This window comes from Clostridium sp. NkU-1 (genome assembly GCA_001312405.1).
Genome location: BBDR01000001.1, coordinates 289,132 through 307,344 on the forward strand (window position 1 = coordinate 289,132; position 18,213 = coordinate 307,344).

General features: G+C 45.1%; 22 protein-coding genes and 2 pseudogenes. 1 reads left to right on the plus strand and 23 read right to left on the minus strand.

What is annotated here, in order from left to right; translation table 11 throughout:
* Positions 1-9: 9 nt before the first annotated feature.
* Positions 10-1,374 (minus strand): sulfatase-like hydrolase/transferase, encoded by a 1,365-nt coding sequence (locus JCM10519_RS01465; RefSeq protein ID WP_054737748.1) that lies wholly within the window; start codon positions 1,372-1,374, stop codon positions 10-12.
* 338 nt (positions 1,375-1,712) lie between these two features.
* Here JCM10519_RS01465 and JCM10519_RS01470 point away from each other — a divergent pair, with 338 nt between their 5' ends.
* Positions 1,713-2,267: a GntR family transcriptional regulator gene (locus JCM10519_RS01470; protein ID WP_347842923.1), complete on the plus strand. Its 555-nt coding sequence runs from the start codon at positions 1,713-1,715 to the stop codon at positions 2,265-2,267.
* 204 nt (positions 2,268-2,471) lie between these two features.
* Here JCM10519_RS01470 and JCM10519_RS01475 read toward each other — a convergent pair whose 3' ends face one another.
* The 22 genes and pseudogenes from JCM10519_RS01475 to JCM10519_RS25205 all read right to left on the minus strand — a co-directional run bounded on the left by JCM10519_RS01475 (position 2,472) and on the right by JCM10519_RS25205 (position 18,025).
* On the minus strand, positions 2,472-3,611 hold the full coding sequence (locus JCM10519_RS01475) for a glutamate-5-semialdehyde dehydrogenase (protein ID WP_347842924.1): 1,140 nt from the start codon (positions 3,609-3,611) through the stop codon (positions 2,472-2,474).
* A gap of 129 nt (positions 3,612-3,740) precedes the next feature.
* Complete coding sequence (locus JCM10519_RS01480) at positions 3,741-4,283, minus strand: 5-formyltetrahydrofolate cyclo-ligase (protein WP_054737750.1); 543 nt, start codon at positions 4,281-4,283, stop codon at positions 3,741-3,743.
* Positions 4,250-4,483 carry a DUF896 domain-containing protein gene (locus tag JCM10519_RS01485; protein ID WP_054737751.1) on the minus strand — a complete coding sequence of 78 codons (234 nt, stop codon included), beginning with the start codon at positions 4,481-4,483 and terminating at the stop codon, positions 4,250-4,252. The genes JCM10519_RS01480 and JCM10519_RS01485 overlap by 34 nt, the downstream gene beginning before the upstream one ends.
* A 10-nt stretch (positions 4,484-4,493) precedes the next feature.
* The gene (proB, locus tag JCM10519_RS01490) at positions 4,494-5,357 is read right to left on the minus strand and encodes a glutamate 5-kinase (RefSeq protein WP_054737840.1); all 864 of its coding nucleotides are present in this window, start codon (positions 5,355-5,357) and stop codon (positions 4,494-4,496) included.
* Between the two features lie 70 nt (positions 5,358-5,427).
* Positions 5,428-7,023: pseudogene (locus JCM10519_RS01495) on the minus strand (FAD-dependent protein).
* On the minus strand, positions 7,010-7,351 hold the full coding sequence (locus JCM10519_RS25165) for an NAD(P)/FAD-dependent oxidoreductase (protein WP_347842925.1): 342 nt from the start codon (positions 7,349-7,351) through the stop codon (positions 7,010-7,012). The pseudogene JCM10519_RS01495 and the gene JCM10519_RS25165 overlap by 14 nt, the downstream one beginning before the upstream one ends.
* Positions 7,296-8,051: an NAD(P)/FAD-dependent oxidoreductase gene (locus tag JCM10519_RS25170; protein WP_347842777.1), complete on the minus strand. Its 756-nt coding sequence runs from the start codon at positions 8,049-8,051 to the stop codon at positions 7,296-7,298. Before JCM10519_RS25170 ends, JCM10519_RS25165 begins: the two co-directional genes overlap by 56 nt.
* On the minus strand, positions 7,975-8,322 hold the full coding sequence (locus JCM10519_RS25175) for an FAD-dependent oxidoreductase (RefSeq protein ID WP_347842778.1): 348 nt from the start codon (positions 8,320-8,322) through the stop codon (positions 7,975-7,977). Before JCM10519_RS25175 ends, JCM10519_RS25170 begins: the two co-directional genes overlap by 77 nt.
* 66 nt (positions 8,323-8,388) lie before the next feature.
* Positions 8,389-8,640 carry a hypothetical protein gene (locus JCM10519_RS01505; RefSeq protein ID WP_347842779.1) on the minus strand — a complete coding sequence of 84 codons (252 nt, stop codon included), beginning with the start codon at positions 8,638-8,640 and terminating at the stop codon, positions 8,389-8,391.
* Positions 8,600-8,773: a hypothetical protein gene (locus tag JCM10519_RS25180; protein WP_347842780.1), complete on the minus strand. Its 174-nt coding sequence runs from the start codon at positions 8,771-8,773 to the stop codon at positions 8,600-8,602. The genes JCM10519_RS01505 and JCM10519_RS25180 overlap by 41 nt, the downstream gene beginning before the upstream one ends.
* A gap of 54 nt (positions 8,774-8,827) precedes the next feature.
* Positions 8,828-9,379 carry a polysaccharide biosynthesis C-terminal domain-containing protein gene (locus JCM10519_RS25185; RefSeq protein WP_347842781.1) on the minus strand — a complete coding sequence of 184 codons (552 nt, stop codon included), beginning with the start codon at positions 9,377-9,379 and terminating at the stop codon, positions 8,828-8,830.
* Positions 9,337-9,789, minus strand: coding sequence for a hypothetical protein (locus JCM10519_RS25190; protein ID WP_347842782.1), 453 nt, complete (start codon positions 9,787-9,789; stop codon positions 9,337-9,339). The genes JCM10519_RS25185 and JCM10519_RS25190 overlap by 43 nt, the downstream gene beginning before the upstream one ends.
* A complete protein-coding gene (locus JCM10519_RS25195) occupies positions 9,786-10,499 on the minus strand; it encodes an oligosaccharide flippase family protein (RefSeq protein WP_347842783.1) in 714 nt (237 codons plus the stop codon). The genes JCM10519_RS25190 and JCM10519_RS25195 overlap by 4 nt, the downstream gene beginning before the upstream one ends.
* Positions 10,486-11,244, minus strand: a complete 759-nt coding sequence (locus tag JCM10519_RS01515) for a DUF3048 domain-containing protein (RefSeq protein ID WP_347842784.1) — start codon at positions 11,242-11,244, stop codon at positions 10,486-10,488. Before JCM10519_RS01515 ends, JCM10519_RS25195 begins: the two co-directional genes overlap by 14 nt.
* An 8-nt stretch (positions 11,245-11,252) precedes the next feature.
* Positions 11,253-11,639 carry a DUF3048 domain-containing protein gene (locus tag JCM10519_RS25200; RefSeq protein WP_347842785.1) on the minus strand — a complete coding sequence of 129 codons (387 nt, stop codon included), beginning with the start codon at positions 11,637-11,639 and terminating at the stop codon, positions 11,253-11,255.
* On the minus strand, positions 11,636-12,133 hold the full coding sequence (gene ybeY, locus JCM10519_RS01520) for an rRNA maturation RNase YbeY (protein ID WP_054737752.1): 498 nt from the start codon (positions 12,131-12,133) through the stop codon (positions 11,636-11,638). Before ybeY ends, JCM10519_RS25200 begins: the two co-directional genes overlap by 4 nt.
* On the minus strand, positions 12,123-13,139 hold the full coding sequence (locus JCM10519_RS01525) for a PhoH family protein (RefSeq protein WP_054737753.1): 1,017 nt from the start codon (positions 13,137-13,139) through the stop codon (positions 12,123-12,125). Before JCM10519_RS01525 ends, ybeY begins: the two co-directional genes overlap by 11 nt.
* Positions 13,126-14,370 (minus strand): sporulation protein YqfD, encoded by a 1,245-nt coding sequence (gene yqfD, locus JCM10519_RS01530; RefSeq protein WP_054737754.1) that lies wholly within the window; start codon positions 14,368-14,370, stop codon positions 13,126-13,128. The genes JCM10519_RS01525 and yqfD overlap by 14 nt, the downstream gene beginning before the upstream one ends.
* 25 nt (positions 14,371-14,395) lie before the next feature.
* Positions 14,396-14,662, minus strand: a complete 267-nt coding sequence (locus tag JCM10519_RS01535; RefSeq protein WP_054737755.1) for a YabP/YqfC family sporulation protein — start codon at positions 14,660-14,662, stop codon at positions 14,396-14,398.
* A gap of 235 nt (positions 14,663-14,897) precedes the next feature.
* Complete coding sequence (gene rpsU, locus JCM10519_RS01540; RefSeq protein ID WP_003504099.1) at positions 14,898-15,074, minus strand: 30S ribosomal protein S21; 177 nt, start codon at positions 15,072-15,074, stop codon at positions 14,898-14,900.
* Positions 15,075-15,214: 140 nt separating this feature from the next.
* Positions 15,215-17,824 (minus strand): annotated as a pseudogene (alaS, locus tag JCM10519_RS01545) (alanine--tRNA ligase).
* A 51-nt stretch (positions 17,825-17,875) separates the two neighbouring features.
* On the minus strand, positions 17,876-18,025 hold the full coding sequence (locus JCM10519_RS25205; RefSeq protein WP_347842786.1) for a hypothetical protein: 150 nt from the start codon (positions 18,023-18,025) through the stop codon (positions 17,876-17,878).
* Positions 18,026-18,213: the final 188 nt, after the last annotated feature.

Sequence of the window (18,213 nt, forward strand, 5' to 3'; positions counted from 1 at the left end):
TTCCTCCTTTCATTTTCCAAAGCAGACATAATCTTCTGGGTTCTTTGAACTTGCAGTCTTACACTCCTTTCTGTTTATTTTCCATTCTGGTTTTATTGTAATTTCACCTTTCAGAATCGGATCCCCTGTCTCTTCCTGATAAGCCAGTAATCTCTGGCTCATTTCTTTCAGAACCGAAGCGTATTCCCTGTTATGTGCCAGATTATTGCGTTCTCCCGGGTCATAAAGAAGATCGTAAAGCGCTTCTTCGTACTTTGATTGATTTTCCAGATCCTGCATCAGAAAATAATCCTTTGTCAAAGACTCATCGATGTTGGACTGGTTTATTTTTAAATAGGATGTATCATAATAGCGGATATATTTATAGCGCTTTGTCCGTACACAGCGCGCCGGCTCATAGGAAGTGTGGAAATTGATTTCGGCAAAGATATCAGACCTGATTTCCTCCCTCTCCCCTGTGAGCAGAGGAACCATTGATCTTCCTTCCAGATATTCCGGTTTCTCCAGCTCAAGAAGGTCACAAAGCGTAGGAAAGACATCCACGTGGGAAACAAGACTGTCTGCCACGGTTCCATTCGCCATAGCTCCCGGTGAACGAAGCATCAGATTCACTCCGATTCCACTGTCAAATAAAGTACATTTTGAAAAGGGATTTGGTAAACCGTGATCTGTTGTAAAGAGAATAATGGTATTTTCCCACAACCCCTCTTCTTTCAGACAGGAAATCACCTGGCCGAAACAGGCATCCGCGCATTTAACACTCATCAGATAACCTGCAAAATCTTTACGGGTATCCCTGGTGTCCGGAATCGGGTAGGGAGGAAGGGCATATTCAGGGTCAATCCCTTCATCTGGCTTATCAGGAAAACGCCGATGGGTTGCATACATTCCATAAGAAAGGAAAAAGGGTTGTTCCTTGTTATAATTTTTCAGCCACCGACAGACCTCATGTGCATTTTCCTTATCCCAGTCCACCAGCTCTTCCTGAGCATATCCGGAATTATCTGTGGTCAGTTCTTCCTGATAGCCGATTTCTGCCGCCCCCTGTTTCCGGTCCAGATACCAGCCTGCTTCATGCTGGATTCCGCAAAGAACGGTATAGTAACCATTCTGGTTTAGATAGTGCACCAGATGTCTGCTGTAATCCATGGTAAAGCCTCTCTGGGCCAGCCCCAGCATGCCATTTTGATGCGGGTACGTACTTGTCAGCATTGCTGCACGGCTGGGTGAACAAGTGGGACCTGCACAGTATGCATTCCGAAACACGGCTGCTGTCCTTGAAAAGGATTCCATATTCGGGGTGGGAACCTTATAACCATAGGGACTTAATACCCGCCCGGAATCATGAGTATGTATATACAATACATTTTTCACTAATTGCACCTCCTGCTGTTAAAATGTATTCATTACTTCGTGATATGTATTATCATTTATGTACATAATATACTACAACCACACAACAATGTCAATACATTTAATTCAATTGTATTATCATGAAACATACTGCAGCATCTAATGATATGTTGCGTAGTTTACATGATAATTCAAAAATGTATTGTCATTTACTTTAAAGTATAATACAATTAAATAACTGTTTCTATTATAAAATGAGGTGATAATTATGGCCGAGAAAAGAATTGCACAATATAAACAGATTGAAAATGATCTGCTCCAAAAAATAAATTTAGGTTACTATAAAAAAAGACGATCTTATACCCACAGAGCTGGAGCTTTCCAATACTTATCATGTATCAAGGGTAACTGTCAGAAAAGCCACTGATAATCTGGTGGCAAAGGGACTTCTGACAAGGGTTGCCGGAGTGGGAACGTTTGTATGCCACCCTTCTGTTACATTAAACCCCAGCTCTATCCAGGGATTTTCAGAAGTGATGTGTGAACAGGGAATTTCCGTCCGGACAGATGTTCCCACCTTTATGGTCCAGAAAGCACCTTCAAATATCGCTTCCATCTTAAAGATTGAGACAGGAGAACCTATTTATTTTATTGAAAGAATCCGTTATGCAAATAATGAGATCTTTCAGTTTGAAACAACCTATATGTCCAGCCGTTTATATCCCGATATCTCTATGCAGGTGCTGCAGCAGTCAAAATATCAGTACTTTGAAAAGGTAAAGGGAATGAAGATCGCATATAGTGACCACACCGTAACCCCTATTCATCCTTCAAAAAAACATTGCAGAAATGTTTGGAATATCTCTGGATACCCCCATTCTGAGAGTTGCCAACACTACCTACCTGACCAATAATCAGATAATGGATTATACAGAATTAACACTTAACTCACCTAAATACCAGTTAACATACGTTAAAAACTGACCTTTCATTTTCTGCCAAACTGATAACTTCAAAAAAACGTATTACTTCTTCCAATAAAAATGGCTGTGAGAAAGAAATGCCTTCTCACAGCCATTTTATTGGAGACAGCAGTCTCTAAGAAATGCTTTGTAAAACTATGGACGGACCTGGCCGTCACCATATATGATATATTTGGTGGTCGTCAGCTCCTTAAGCCCCATAGGGCCTCTTGCATGGAGCTTCTGGGTGCTGATTCCGATCTCAGCGCCAAAACCGAATTCGTATCCGTCAGTAAAACGGGTGGATGCGTTGACATAAACAGCTGCCGCATCGATTTCATTTAAAAACTTCTGGGCATTGTTATAATCTGATGTAATAATGGATTCAGAATGCTTGGTGTTATAACGGTTAATGTGGGAAATGGCTTCCTCCACAGAACCAACAATCTTTAAGGATAAAATATAGTCCAGGTATTCCACGGCCCCAATCTTCCTCGGCGGCAGGGACAAATCCCTCTGCATGGTATAGGCTTCCTCATCCGCCCGGATCTCAACAGATTTCTCAGCAAGCCGCTCTTTTAGTAAGGGCAGGAACTTAAGGGCAATTGCCCTGTGAATGACCAAAGATTCGCAGGCGTTGCACACTCCGATCCTCTGGGTCTTTGCATTAAATATGATATCTAAGGCCATATCAAAATCAGCAGTTTCATCGACAAAAATATGGCAGTTTCCAGTTCCGGTTTCAATGACCGGAATGGTGCTGTTATCCACAACGGTTTTTATTAATCCTGCTCCTCCTCTTGGGATCAATACATCCACATATTCCCTAAGACGCATGAATTCCTTTGTCACTTCCCGGTCAGTATCAGTGATGAGCTGTATGGCATCCTCCGGTAGACCGGCATTCCCAAGGCCAATACGGAGCCATTTTACAATAGCAATATTGGATTCCAGGGCATCGCTTCCGCCCTTTAAGATCACGGCATTTCCTGATTTGAAGCAAAGCCCAAAGGCATCGGCGGTCACATTGGGCCTGGCTTCGTATATAATACCTACAACGCCTAAGGGAACGCGTTTCTGGCCAATGGTAAGGCCATTGGGGCGGATCTTCATGGAAAGCACCTCTCCCACAGGGTCATCCAGAGCAGCCACGGACAAAAGTCCTTCAGCCATTGCTTCGATTCTCCCAGGAGTCAGTTCCAGGCGGTCAATCAGCCCGGCGCTCATTCCCGAGGCCACTGCTTTTATTACATCCTCCTGGTTTGCAGCAAGGATTTCCGCTTCTCCTTCCAGCAGGCTGCCGCCGCTGCTTTTAAGCCTTCATTCTTTTTTTGCTGAACCCAGTATCCCGATAATTCCGGCTGTTTCTTTTGCTTTTTTTTCCGATCTCAGTAATCGTCATAAAAGAGTCCTCCAATCTTTTCTTTAAGGAGTGATAATCCGGTCCACACGCTTGTCATGAGGTTCCGTTGGAATATGGTCAAATATTTGAAATCCGTAGGCTATTGCAATGCGGGGATGGTCTGGTTCCTGTTCAAAAAGCCGGTCATAATATCCGCCGCCGTATCCCAGCCGGTTTCCCGATTTGTCAAAAGCAAGTCCCGGAACAATCACAGGGGCTTCCGGGTCATGGATTTTTAAGCAGGCTGGCTTTGGCTCCATAATACCCATGATGCCTTCCTCTAAATCTGCTTTCCCGGATATGGCATAAAACTCCAGTTCTTTTCCAACGACCTTTGGTACAGCCACGCATTTCCCCTGCCTTAATAATGCTTCCATAAATCTCCAGGTACCTGCCTCCCGGTGAAAGGATACATAGCAGTAAACACAAAAAGCTTTATGGATATCATCAAGGTTCAAAAGCTTCTCACAGATAGCATTGTTCCATGCGTTCTCAGTGGCAGCATCCAGGGCCTTTCGCTGTTCCTTTATAATCAGCCTGATATCATTCTTCTCCGACTTTTCCATATTTTTTTACCTAAATCCGTTACAGTACCGTCTTTCTCCTGAATGGAAATGTTGTTTAGATTTCCTCGTAAACTGTTGCGGATGGTTTCGATATACTCTTTCCGCAAAGCAGCTTGCTCCGCCTGCTCTTCTGCCGATAATCCTGTTGCTTTTGATTTATGATAAAGTGTATTGATTCTGTCGATTTTATCCTGATTCATAGGGTTCTCCTTAATACTCGTGATTGATATAGTCCATTAAGTCAAAATCATGGTTTGGATGGGCCAGGAACAGGGTTCCTTTTTCTTCGCCCAATACGATCTGTTCGATAACTTCCACCTGGTCTCCGTTGGCAATGACCATATCGGAACCGCTGTCCGTAGCAATACGTGCGGCAGCAAGCTTTGCAGCCATGCCTCCGGTACCCACATCGCTTCCGGAGGTGGATTTTCCCATTTCCATAAGCTTTGGGGTGATTTCCTTTACCAAACCGATAAATTCTGCTTTTGGGTTTTGTCTGGGATCATCGGAATACAGGCCGTCAATATCCGATAATAAGATTAATAGGTCTGCTCCGATCAGTGCGGCAACAATGGCGGAAAGACGGTCATTATCACCGAAATTATCCACCAGAGGAATTTCGGAGGTGGATACGGTGTCATTTTCATTGACAATCGGAATGGTCCCAAGCTTTAAAAGCTCATCAAAGGTATTCTGTGCATTATAACGGTTGCTGTCATTAACCATAGTATTTTTGGTCAAAAGAACCTGTGCAGCTATTTGATTATATTCTGCAAAAAGCTTCTGGTACACCATCATAAGCCTGGCCTGGCCTACGGCAGCGAATGCCTGTTTTTCCGATATGGTAACAGGTCTGGTATGGTGTCCCAGGGCCTGACGCCCTGCAGCGATCGCACCGGAGGAAACTAAGACTACCTGTTTTCCCTGTCCCTTCAAATCGCTGATTACCCGAACCAGTTTTTCAATTTTCATCAGATTCAAATCCCCGGTATATGCATGGGTTAAGGAAGAGGATCCGATTTTTATTACAATCCTTTTTTTATCCTTTAGTTTTTCTCGTGACCTGTCGTTCATCTTCATTATCATCTGCTTTCTGGAAATCTTTTTGTTTCATATCTTACATCATTTTTACTGTTTCGTCAATTTATAAAGAAAACCTTTCAAACCTGGAGGCAATGGCTTCCGCCACTTTTAAGCCATCCATTGCGGCAGAGGTAATCCCTCCTGCATATCCGGCTCCTTCTCCGCAGGGATAGATTCCTTTTATGCTGCATTCAAAGGCTTCACCTCTGGGAATGCGTACCGGTGAAGAGGTTCTGCTTTCCACGCCCGCAAAAATGGCATCCGGCCTGGAAAAGCCGCGAATCCGGCGGTCAAAGGCTTCCACCCCCTGAATCAGGGATTCTGATAAGTATTCAGGAAGAAATTCTCTTATATTGCAAAGCCATATAAGCCCTTAAAGGCCGGCTCTACACCGCCAAATGCCTTTGATGGCTGATTCTTTTTAAAATCTCCATAAAGCTGGACCGGAATTTTCCCGCTGCCGCTTAAGAAGGCAGCTTCCTCCAGCCGTCGTTGATAAGCGATTCCGGCAAGAGGAGCCGTGCCGCCAAAATCCTCCGGTGTCACGGTAACAATCAGGGCGCTGTTTGCATTTACGCCATCTCTCTTGTGATAGCTCATTCCGTTTACTGCAAGCCTTTTTTTCTTCGGAGGAGGCATTGACAACATATCCTCCGGGACACATACAGAAAGTGTAAACTCCTCTTCCGTTTGTGCACTGATGGGTCAGCTTATAATCTGCCGGACCAGGATGGGATGGTTTCCGGTGCCATACTGAGAACGGTTTATGCTTTCCTGTGGATGCTGGATTCTTAAGCCCACCGCAAAAGCCTTTGCTTCCATTGGAACGCCTCTTTTGTATAGGATTTCAAAGGTGTCCCTGGCGCTGTGGCCGATGGCAAGCACAAGGATTTCTGCCGGAATCTCTTCTTTTTCATCGACTGTCACTCCCTGCACCATGCCGCCTTTTACTATAAAATCAGTCACTCGGCTGTTAAAACGGACCTCTCCTCCAAGGTTTATGATCTCCTCCCTCATCCCTTTCACAATGCCGCTTAACACATCGGTGCCGATATGAGGCTTATTTACATAGAGAATAGAGGGATCGGCTCCAAATTCCACGAAAAGCTCCAATACCTTCCTGTTCCTCATAAGAGGATCCTTAAGAAGGGTATTCAGCTTTCCGTCGGAAAAGGTACCTGCTCCTCCCTCTCCAAACTGTACATTACAATCCGTCCTTAATATTCCGCCATTCCAGAATGAATCCACGGCCTCCCTGCGCTTTTCCACTGATTCTCCCCGCTCCAGAAGAAGGGGACGGTATCCATGCCTTGCCAGCATGAGTCCGCAAAAAAGCCCGGCAGGTCCGGCGCCGATGATTACCGGCCGGCCGGCCATCTTTTCAGTTCCCGGTTTTGGAAAGAAATACTCTTTTTTTTCTGATAATCCAATTTTTTTCGTTTCTGGCTTTATGTACCACAGACTCTTCTTTTGCAGTCTCCACATCGATGCAGTAAGTAAAATGGATTTCCTCTTTTTTTCTGGCATCAATTGATTGTTTAATTATTTCCAGGGAATGTATTTCCTTTACCGGTATTTTTAATGTTTTCGCTGCCTTTGCCCATAAGGCCTCTTCTGTATGATCCACCGGCATCTTTAACTGATTAATTCTTATCATCGTTTTCCTCATTCCTGCCCGTGCTTTTTGAGCATAAAGGTATGCCCGCAGGGCGTTCCTCATTCCTGCCCGTGCTTTCTGGGCGTTTCCTTCCTGCATAAGTACCTGCCAGTATGCCGCTAGACCAGGCCCACTGCAGGTTATAGCCTCCGCAGATACCGTCCACGTCAAGAATTTCTCCGGTCAGGTAAAGCCCTTTCATAAGCTTTGACTCCATGGTATTAGGATCTACGTCCCTGGTATCAATTCCTCCGCTGCACACCTGAGCCTGATCAAAGGAATTGGCTGCGAGGATTTCCGTTTTCAGCCCTTTTAAGGCAGAGGTCAGCTTTTTTTATCTGGGGAGCCGTGATATTTTTAACAATGCCTTCACTTGGGATACCGGCGTCCTTTAAAAGAATCCGGGCCAGCTTATGATTTAATACGCCGTTTAAGAATTCTTCTGCCGGCCGGTAGCCGAAGCGTTTTACTCTTTCCGAAAGAAGCTGCCTGGTACTTTCAAAATCCATGGAAGGGAATAAATCCAGCTCTGCTGTCACCTTATGGCCTGCATCCAGCTCTCTGGCTGCAAAACGGCTGACCTGGAAGACCGGAATGCCGGAGATTCCATAATCCGTGAACTGAAGCTCCCCGCGGTCGGCTTCTGCCGTTTTTCCGTCTATTTTAAGAGTCACAGTGGCTTCTGTCCTGACCCCGGCCGCCTGTTTGTACCATTTTTCCCTGCATCTAAGCTGAACCAGAGCAGGCAGCGGCTTAAGGATACGGTGCCCGAAAGCCCTTGCAAGCTGATAACCGCTTCCGTCGGAGCCTGTTTTTGGAGCTGCCATGGAACCTGTTGCCAAAATGACGGCATCCGCCTTTTTCTTCCCTATGGAAGTCATTAAAGTCAGATCCTTCTTTATCTCCTCTACCTGACAGTCGGTAACAATGGAAACGCCCAGATGGTCCAGCTCAAAAAGAAGGGCCTCCAGTACAGAGGCAGCCTGTCCTGTGCCTGGATAGACATATCCGTTCCTGTCCGTAAGCACAAGGCCAAGGTCCCGGAAAAATTCCAGAGTCTGCTCTACCGTAACGCGGTCCAGCACCTTTTTTTATAAACACTGGCTGACCTCCCCGGTAAGCTCCATCAGGGGTCATTAAATTGGTTAAATTGCATTTTCCGTTTCCAGTGGAAAGAAGTTTTTTTCCCGGTCTGGCTGTATGTTCTAAAACGGTAACAGAAGCGCCCTGCCTGGCTGCCTGGATAGCTGCTGCCAGACCGGAAGCTCCTGCCCCTACGATGATTACCTGTTGTTTCATAAAATCCTCCTGTATCCTCAGACAGACCTATTGTATCCAGTTTGCCCCTTCATTTCAAGTGCTTCTTTAGCTTGTATAGGATTCCAGGTAATTAAATACCTCGATCATGGAAGAAAACCATATGCCCTCCATTAATTTTCCCCGTTCTTCCTCGGGGAAATCAGTGACCGGCATATGGGTATAAAGGCAGATGGTGGTTTTATCCTGATAGAGGACGAGAAGATACCCGTCCTCTGAGACAAGATAATATTTTTCTTTGCCCTTTGCATTTACGGGTTCAACCTCTTCCTGGTTTATTACAATCTGCGCTTCCGTCACAGTTTCTGTTTCTATGGTTGCCCCCGGCAGCCTCTTCAGGCCTTACGCTGTCCTTTGTAATGGCAAACCCAATTCCTAAGCAAATGGCGGATGCCGCTACGAACAAAAGAAAGCAGAACATATACTTCTTCATGAGATGATACCTCCTTCATGTAAGTATAGTATCTGCCTTCTTCCCTGGTTTTAATCACATAAGATGGAATTTTCTTGCAATGCGTATCAGCTTCTTTCCTCCTGGAACGTTTAAAAGCTCCGATTCATCCACGCAGCGCAGTTTTAAAAGGAGAATTCCATAAACCACCACAGCCACAGCTATGGCGGCAAGAACACCAAACACATTGCGCTTTAAGGTTAAATGCACCAGGAAATAGGTGCCGTACGCAGCCGCTCCCATGACTCCCGATGCCAGGATGGGAAGGATAAAGGTCTTTTTATATTCCTGCCTGTAATTTAAAAACCGACCGATTGCGGCACCGTTTAACGTGCACATCGTAAAAGCAAACAGGATATTGGAGTATACCACGCTGTAGATTCCCAGCCGGAATCCAAAAAGCATGACACACAGGATGATAACGTGGAGTATTAAAGAAATGATAGCATTCTTTAAGGGGGTCTGCATCCGGTTGATGCCCTGTAATACTCCGTTAGTCACTGTGGAAAGGGAGAAAAACACCACGGCCACAGATCCGTACATCATCATCTTAATAAGGGCCGAATTGTCATTCCTGCTAAATAGCATATTGCAGATGGGCCCTGCCAGTACGGTAAGGCCCACTGTGCCGGTATGGCAATGAGCATGGAAAAACGGATCACCATGGAAACCTTGCTTTTTAACTGTCCTCTCTGACCTTCCGCCATTGCCCTTGACAGGGAGGGGATGAGGGCAGAGGCAAGGGAATTGGCAATTGCCACCGGAATGTTAAAAAGAAGCTGATATTTCCCGATTACGCCCCAGTTGGAAGCAATCTCCGATGCTCCCATGCCCATAGCCGCCATGCCGTTTCCATAGATGCTGTTGTCTATCACTGTACTGATGTTATAAGCCACACTGCTTAATACAATGGGAAAGACTGTCATGAAAAGAACGCCGGAAAGCTCTCCATAGGACTCCCGCCGCCTTGTCCTGTCCCTTCTCGCCTGTTTTCTCATGATTGGCCTGTAGCTGAATAAAATAAACAGAAGAAACAACAGGGCAGCCACAGCCCCTGCTCCTGTTCCAATGGTTCCTCCCGCTGCTCCAAGGGCAAATGAGTATTCCGTTGATCCGTGAACCAGATTGGACCGAAGCCCTGCCTGAAACAGCCTGGAAGCTGCGTATACGCTGATGACTGCATTGACGATCTGTTCAAGCACCTGGGATATGCTGTTGGAAGCATGGTCCCAATTCCCTGGAAATAGCCCCGGAACACGCCGAGATAGGCAATCACCCAAATGGTGGGGGCCAGTGTCTTTAAGGCATAGAAGGTGTATGGCATCTTTAAAAACCGGCTGGCAAACAGATCCGCTCCAAACCAAAGCACAGCAGCCCCCAGCCCTCCTACAACTGTACCGTAAAACAGGGAAACCTTTAACACCCTTATGGAATTGCAGTACTCCTTTCTTGCCAGCCTGGTGGCAATCATCTTGGATACTGCCGTAGGCAGGCTGTAAGATGATACAATCAAAAGGAGGGAATAAATGGAATAGGCAGAGCTATAATAGCCATTTCCTTCATTCCCTAAAATATCCGCCAAGGGGATACGGTAAAACATTCCAATGACCCGGACGATAATACCTGCCGCCGCAAGGATGGCTCCCTGGATCAGGAAATTAGAAGATCCCCTTTTTACCTGTTTTCTGCTTGTCTTATTCTTTTCCATATAACTTTACATTGGGAGAATCCTGTGCGGAAATAATGCATACCCAGGTTTTTCCCTGGTTCAGGATAATCTCGTTATTCTCCATGTCGTAATAATGTGTTGGGCCGAATTCTCCATCCTTGGTCCATTTTATGGGAATGGAACGGCCTTCCGTCACGTAACAGCCATAAGAGTCATCCTGTACGTTGATGTTTAAATAATCTGTCGTTGCATAATGAGCAGAAGGACAGTACTGAAGAATGATATTCTTGACCTTGATCTGGCCTTCATTGCCCTTGTGGGGAGCTCCATACTGGTAACGGTAATAAAGCCCGTCCTCCTCATGGTATTCAAACCACGGTTTGTTGAGCACGTAGCCTGGATAGACCTTATAGGCATCGCTGACTCCATTTACTCCTTCAAGGGTCACCTTACGGCCATCTTTTGCAAAGCGGTAGTGGCCGCGATAGGACGGATCGTAGCTTTCCGAATATCCCAGCTGAAGAATGGATTTATTTAACCGTTCCCCGCTGGTATATGCGTTGTGGGGAGATTTCCGGTCTTTGGAACGAAAATATGCCACAGTGCCGATGCCATCCAGCCCGTTGATATTATCCACATTGGCAAGATAAGGCTTTGCAAAGGTGCTTTGCCCGTAATGGGCGTAAATGGCATCAAATTCACGGGCAAAATATGTATAATAGGTGCGGCAGCTCCTGACGGAGCCTATCCGGTCCAGATCATCATAATTTTCCAGAATAGCCATGTAACGGTTCATCCCCCTTCTGCCGGCGCCTCATAAACCACTCCGGCACGGTTGAGTCCATATTGGGGAAGAGCTTCTTTGTCATTGCTCATCATCACTGCCACCGGCCTCCGGTTCCCGATGGCAGAATCCACCATCTCCCCGGTAAGATAGCTTCGTATCTTTCCATCTTTTTCGGTACGTTCTTCAAAGGTATAGTATTCGCCGGAATTCGCCTCTGTTCCATCGTCTGCTGACTCACTGCTGCTGATCTTGATCTCTTTTGTTTCCGGAGCCTGGGAGGTTTCCAGTGTTTGATCCGGAATCCATACCTTTTCATATTTTCTGCTGCAGCCGGATAAAAAGGCGGCAGACAGAATGACGCCAGCGAATCCAAACCATACCTTTTTCATCATCTTGTAAATCCTCCCCGGCTTAAGATTTCCTCCTGCTTCTTTTCCATGATCTCCCGCTCTTCCTCTTCCATGTGATCATAGCCGCATAGATGAAGCATGCTGTGGGCAACTAAAAAAGCAAGCTCCCTTGTTTGGGAATGTCCGTATTTTTCGGCCTGTTCTTCTACCTTATCTACAGATATCACAATATCTCCCAGCAAAAGTTCTCCCGTTTCCGGATGAAAGCAGTCATCTGCCGTGTCTTCCAGACGTTCAAAATCCGAAGGTTTCTCATATTCGATCATGGGAAAGGAAAGAACATCCGTAGGGTTGTCTATATTCCGGTATTCCTTATTGATCTGGCGGATATCTTCATTGCCGGTAATGAGGACGTTCACCTCTGCCTCATAAGGGCAGCCTTCATAATCCAGTGATTCTTCCACTACCTTTGTAATAATATCTTCATATGGGAGGTCCAGCTTTTTTTCGGCCTCATATTCAATATTAATCGTCATAACGTGCCTTTCTGCCGCCAATGGCTTTTGTCTTTCGCTCAGCCGGCTTTTTCTTTGACTCATAATCGTCGTAAGCCTGTACAATCTTCTGCACCAGAGGATGACGAACCACGTCACTGCTGGTTAAGTGGCAGAAGCCGATGTCGTCAATTCTCTTTAATATTTTCATGGCTGTGTCAAGTCCTGATGTACTTCCGGAAGGCAGATCTTTTTGTGTTAAGTCACCGGTAACAATCACCTTTGATCCAAAGCCGATTCTTGTCAGGAACATCTTCATCTGGGCCGGAGTGGTATTCTGTGCTTCATCAAGAATAATATAGGCGTTATCCAGGGTACGGCCTCTCATGTAAGCCAGAGGAGCCACTTCAATTAAGCCTTTCTCCGCATTATGAAGATAGCTCTCCGCTCCCATGATCTGATAGAGTGCATCATATAAGGGCCTTAAGTAAGGATCTATTTTACTTTGCAGATCTCCCGGGAGAAAGCCCAGCTTCTCTCCGGCCTCAATGGCTGGCCTGGTCAGGATGATCCGGCTCACTTCTCCGTTTTTAAAAGCCTGGATGGCCATTGCCATGGCAAGATAGGTTTTTCCGGTTCCTGCAGGTCCGATGCCGAATACGATCATCTTCTTTCTGATCTGGTCCACATACTGCTTTTGCCCAAGGGTCTTGGGCTTTACCGGCCTTCCAGCAATGGTTCTGCAGATAATGTCCTTATCGATTTCTAAAATCTGACTGTCGCTTTCAGAAAATGACAGAGAGAGGGCATAATCTACATTTTGCTCTGTAATGGCATTTCCCCGCTTGGAAAGCTCTATCAGGTTATTAAATACACTTTTTGCTTTCTGTACCATCTGCTCCGATCCTATGATCTTAAGGGCGCCATCCCGTCCAATCATGGTAACATGCAGGGTACGTTCTATTTTCTTTAGATAGCTGTCAAACTGTCCGCATACATTTTTTTCGTGTTCAGCTGGGATGTCTATGATTGTCTCAATTACGCTCATTTGAATGATTTGTCTCCTCCGGTTCCTCTGTTCTTTGTATCTCAAACGCCTCCTGCCTGCCTACAGGCTCCTCTGCCACGAAATCTATGGCAATCTGGCATAAAGATTCATTATCTAGTATTTTAACATGATTTTCCAGAATTTGTACCCCTTTTTCTATTAAATTTTTTTTGTACCTCTCGTTTATATCCTCGGATAGCTGTTTTTTCTCTTCTTCCGTATAGGGACGCTCATAGGATATATATTCTTTCCCTGTTATTTTTCCAATGTAAATGGGAAGATAAAAATTCTGGAATAAATGAAGCTGCTCTTCTTCCATGGTCCGTTTCCAGGAGGTTCCTTCCGGCCGCGGCCGGATAAGCAGAAAGGAAAAGCGGAATGCTTTCATATAATATCCCTTCCTGACTTTTCCTGTTTCTACGTCGATTTTACGGAAAAGGGGAATCTGCCTGGTAAAATGATATTCCGTTCTGGCCGTTATATCCGCATCAGAGCGTACATAGTGGGTGTTAATTACTTCTTCGCTGTCCCCGATGATGGGAAGGGTGCCGCTGATCAGTGTCTGACCCTTTTCTATGGTATCACCTATGGCTACCATTGGAACACCGCTTCGAACGATCATGGAGGTAATCACACCGTCTTTTTCCGCTATGATATCACAGGGTGTATCATCCTTTACAGGAATCTCAGACAGCACTTCATTCTCTTTTATCTTAACCAAAAGACGTGTTCCTGATACCCTTGCCGATACCCAGGTTATTTCAGGAAATTTTGAGCGAAAAGCTTCTTCAAGGACATCGCAGTCAATTTTTGATTTTTTCATGCCATATCGGATTTCTTCCGATTCACAGAATTTTAAAAGTGTGTCGTATGTATACATCCGGTTCCCGTCGAATTCAATATCCCAGATAAACAGGGAAAGGGAATAAAGGATCAAAAAAAAGCTTATAAACCCGGCAGCATATAGTTTCCTTTTTTTGTTCCTGTGTAAAAAAAAGGAAGTCCAAACTTTTTTTAAAATCCTAAGTCTGACCTTCGATTTACGGACAAGGGGCTTTACCTTACGGAACCCTTGTACAGTCATAAAAAGCTGATAGGAATGCCCGTAATTTACGACTTTCCATAATTCAATTTCATGAACGCTGCACATATTAAGAAAACGTTCCGGAGAAAAACCGGTCATTTCTATGGAAAGATAACCGAATAAGTAATGCTTCAGCCATGCAAGCATTTTGCAACACCTCCAGTTTCCCTTTTTATTCAAATTCCAGGGATTTTATATAACCGTTGATCTTCATCTCCTCATTGGTGTAATATTCAATCATCAGCCTGCTTCCTCCGATGATCACACGACAGTTTTTGGCCTGAAGTTTGATGGAAGAGTCAGTGTACAGGATAATGCTTCGGTAATTTTCTATCACAACGCTATGACGACCAAGAAAAGATACAAGCACCTCTCCAAGAACCACGTCTCTGGGGAGTTTTAAGGCGGAAGCTGCTTTTTCCTTTGATTCCTCAAACATAATCCCTTTTCTGCCCCTTTCTTTTTATGTCTGCAAGCAATGAACTTGCTTTGGGGTTTTCTGCCCCTTTATACTATATGCAAACAGGAAGCGGGAAATTCGTCACAGTGCTGCCACATGCCATTCTTAATTTGGCGAGCAGAACTTGTTTTTGAAACTTCTTTATGGCTTAAAAAAAAGTCGAAAAAAACCCCTGGTCACATGGAAATGGGACCAGGGGCTCATCTTTTAACTATTAGTTATATTTACGTTTTCTTGCAGCTTCAGACTTTTTCTTACGTCTTACGCTTGGTTTTTCGTAATGTTCTCTCTTACGAATTTCCTGCTGGATACCTGCTTTCGCACAGTTTCTTTTGAATCTGCGTAAAGCGCTATCTAAGCTCTCGTTGTCTTTAACGATAACATTTGACATAGCTCACACCTAACCTCCCTCCAGTTGTGTACTTGTGCATAATACAACTGTTTGGGTATTTTATAGCACTGATATGATTATAGCATAATTTTGCCATTCGTCAAGAAAAACTTTTATATTTTTTCTTAATTGTTTACTTATTATTTCAGCTGTTCTGCAACAACTTCCATGACTTTTTCAAGGCATGCATCCACTCCTGCCGGATTCTTTCCGCCTGCCTGAGCCATATTCGGACGTCCGCCGCCGCCGCCGCCGACTAAGGAAGCAATGGCTTTGATTAAGTTACCCGCATGGGCTCCCTTTTTCTGCGTTTCATCCGTTACAGTAGCCATCAGATTTACTTTGCCATCCTGAACAGAGGCGATTACAATGACCCCATCGCCTAATTTATCTTTCATCTGGTCGCCCAGATTACGGAGTCCGTTCATATCCACATCAACTACCTTTGTTGCAAGAACCTTTACTCCCTTTACTTCCTTCACCTGATCCATTACATTTCCAAGAGAGTCCTTTGCAAGCCTGCTCTTTAATTTCTCATTTTCTGAATGCAGAGCTTTTATTTCTTCTAAAAGGGACTCAATCTTTGCTGTCAGGGTTGAAGGAGTTGTCTTGGCAGCCTTTGCCGCTTCATGAAGCTCTTTTTCTGTGTCCTGATAATAATTCATCAGGCCGTCTCCGGTCAGGGCTTCGATTCTCCGTACTCCGGCTGCGATACCGGTTTCTGACAGGATCTTAAAGAAGCCGATGACTCCTGTATTATTAATATGGGTACCGCCGCAAAGCTCCGTGGAAAAGTCTCCCATTTTTACTACGCGGACCGAATCTCCGTATTTTTCCCCAAACAGTGCCATTGCACCGGATTTTTTTGCTTCCTCTAAAGACATGATTTCCGTTTTTACAGGAAGAGATTCCTTGATTTTTTTCATTTACAAGAGTTTCCACCTCTTCGATTTCCTCAGGCGTCATGGCTGAGAAATGGGTAAAGTCGAAACGCAGCCTGTCTCCGTCAACGAAGGAGCCGGCCTGCTCCACATGTTCACCCAGAACCGCTCTTAAGGCTTTCTGGAGAAGATGGGTTGCACTGTGGTTCTTACCTGTATTCTGACGGTTGTTCTCACAAACCTTTAAGGTGACCACATCTCCGGTCTGCAGCATTCCCTTTATCATCCTGCCCACATGGCCCACTTTTCCACCCTGTAAATGGATGGTATCTTCCACCTTGAATTCGCCCATATCACTTACGATCCTGCCCACATCGCCCTGCTGGCCGCCCATGGTACCGTAAAATACGGTCTGTTCCGTAACAATGGTTCCGGTTTCTCCGTCGGTAAGCGCCTCTGCTAAGTCTGTTTCTGTGGTGAGAACAAGAATTTTGGAGTCACAAACCAGTTTATCATAGCCGATGAACTCTGTTGTAATAGCAGGATCAATGGATTGATAAACGGTAACGTCAGCATCCATGTAATTGGTAGTTTTTCTTGCATTTCTGGCAGTTTCCCGCTGCTTCTGCATGGCAGCTTTAAAGCCTTCTTCGTCTACTCCGAAATTCTTTTCTTCCAGAATCTCCAGAGTCAGATCCAGGGGGAATCCGTAGGTATCATATAATTTGAAAGCATTTTCACCGGAAAGGATAGTTTCGCCTTTTTTTCACCATCTCCTCTTCCAGCTCCCCAAGAATGGCAAGGCCCTGGTCAATGGTCTTATTGAACTTGTCCTCCTCCTGGGCCAGAACTTTCAGGATCATGGCTTTCTTTTCTTCCAGCTCCGGATATCTATCCTTTGATAAGTCAATCACAGTGGTGGATAAGTCTGCAAGGAATTTTTCTCCAATGCCAAGAAGTCTTCCATGACGGGCAGCTCTTCTTAAGAGGCGGCGGAGAACGTAGCCCCTTCCTTCGTTGGATGGCATGATGCCGTCGGATATCATAAAGGTACAGGAACGGATGTGGTCCGTGATCAGACGAAGGGATACATCCACATCGGGATCCTTCTTGTATTCTGTCCGGGCCAGTTCAGCTACACGGTTTAAAAGGGCTTTTATGGTATCTATATCAAAAATGGAATCCACATCCTGAACAACTACGGCCAGACGCTCAAGTCCCATACCGGTATCAATGTTCTTTTGCTTTAATTCCTCATAGTTTCCATGGCCGTCATTCTCAAACTGTGTGAATACATTATTCCACACTTCCATATAGCGGTCGCATTCGCAGCCAACGGTACAACCCGGCTTGCCGCAGCCATACTTCTCTCCCCTGTCGTAGTAAATCTCTGAACAGGGTCCGCAGGGGCCTGCGCCGTGCTCCCAGAAATTATCCTCCTTGCCAAAGCGGAAAATACGTTCCGGAGCAATGCCGATTTTCTTATTCCAGATTTCGAAGGCTTCATCATCTTCCAGATATATGGAGGGATACAGCCTGTCCGGGTCAAGTCCGACTACCTGGGTCAAAAATTCCCATGACCAGTGAATCGCCTCATCCTTAAAATAGTCCCCAAAGGAAAAGTTTCCCAGCATCTCAAAGAAGGTGCCGTGGCGGGCTGTCTTGCCAACGTTCTCAATATCTCCTGTCCGGATACACTTCTGACAGGTAGTCACCCTTTTTCTTGGCGGGATTTCCTGGCCTGTAAAATATGGCTTAAGGGGAGCCATCCCCGAGTTGATCAACAACAAGCTGTTATCATTATGCGGAACCAGGGAGAAGCTTTTCATAGCCAGATGTCCCTTGCTTTCAAAAAAATTCAAGGAACATTCTCCTCAGTTCATTCACACCGTAGTTCTTCACGTTACTGTCCTCCGTTTGCTATTTTGTCTCTTTCGTCGCATTTCCGCTATTCACGGCATCCTTATGATCTCTGTATTTCTTGCCGCACATGATTCCGCCCCATGCAAGAAACAAGAAAAACAGGAATTTGATTGCGGTCTCCAGTAAACTTGCAAATATTGCCGTCATATTTTTTTCCTCCCGAAAATTCATATAGTATCACTCATTTTACTATCCTATCATATGGAATTTCATTTATCAAGATGTTGCAACGGAATTTTTTTTCATTCAGGTACCAAAATGCAGTAATTCCTGGCCTGTCTCTTTGCTTGCAGAAATAAAAAAGTACGGCAGATACCGTACTTTTTACTGGTCCT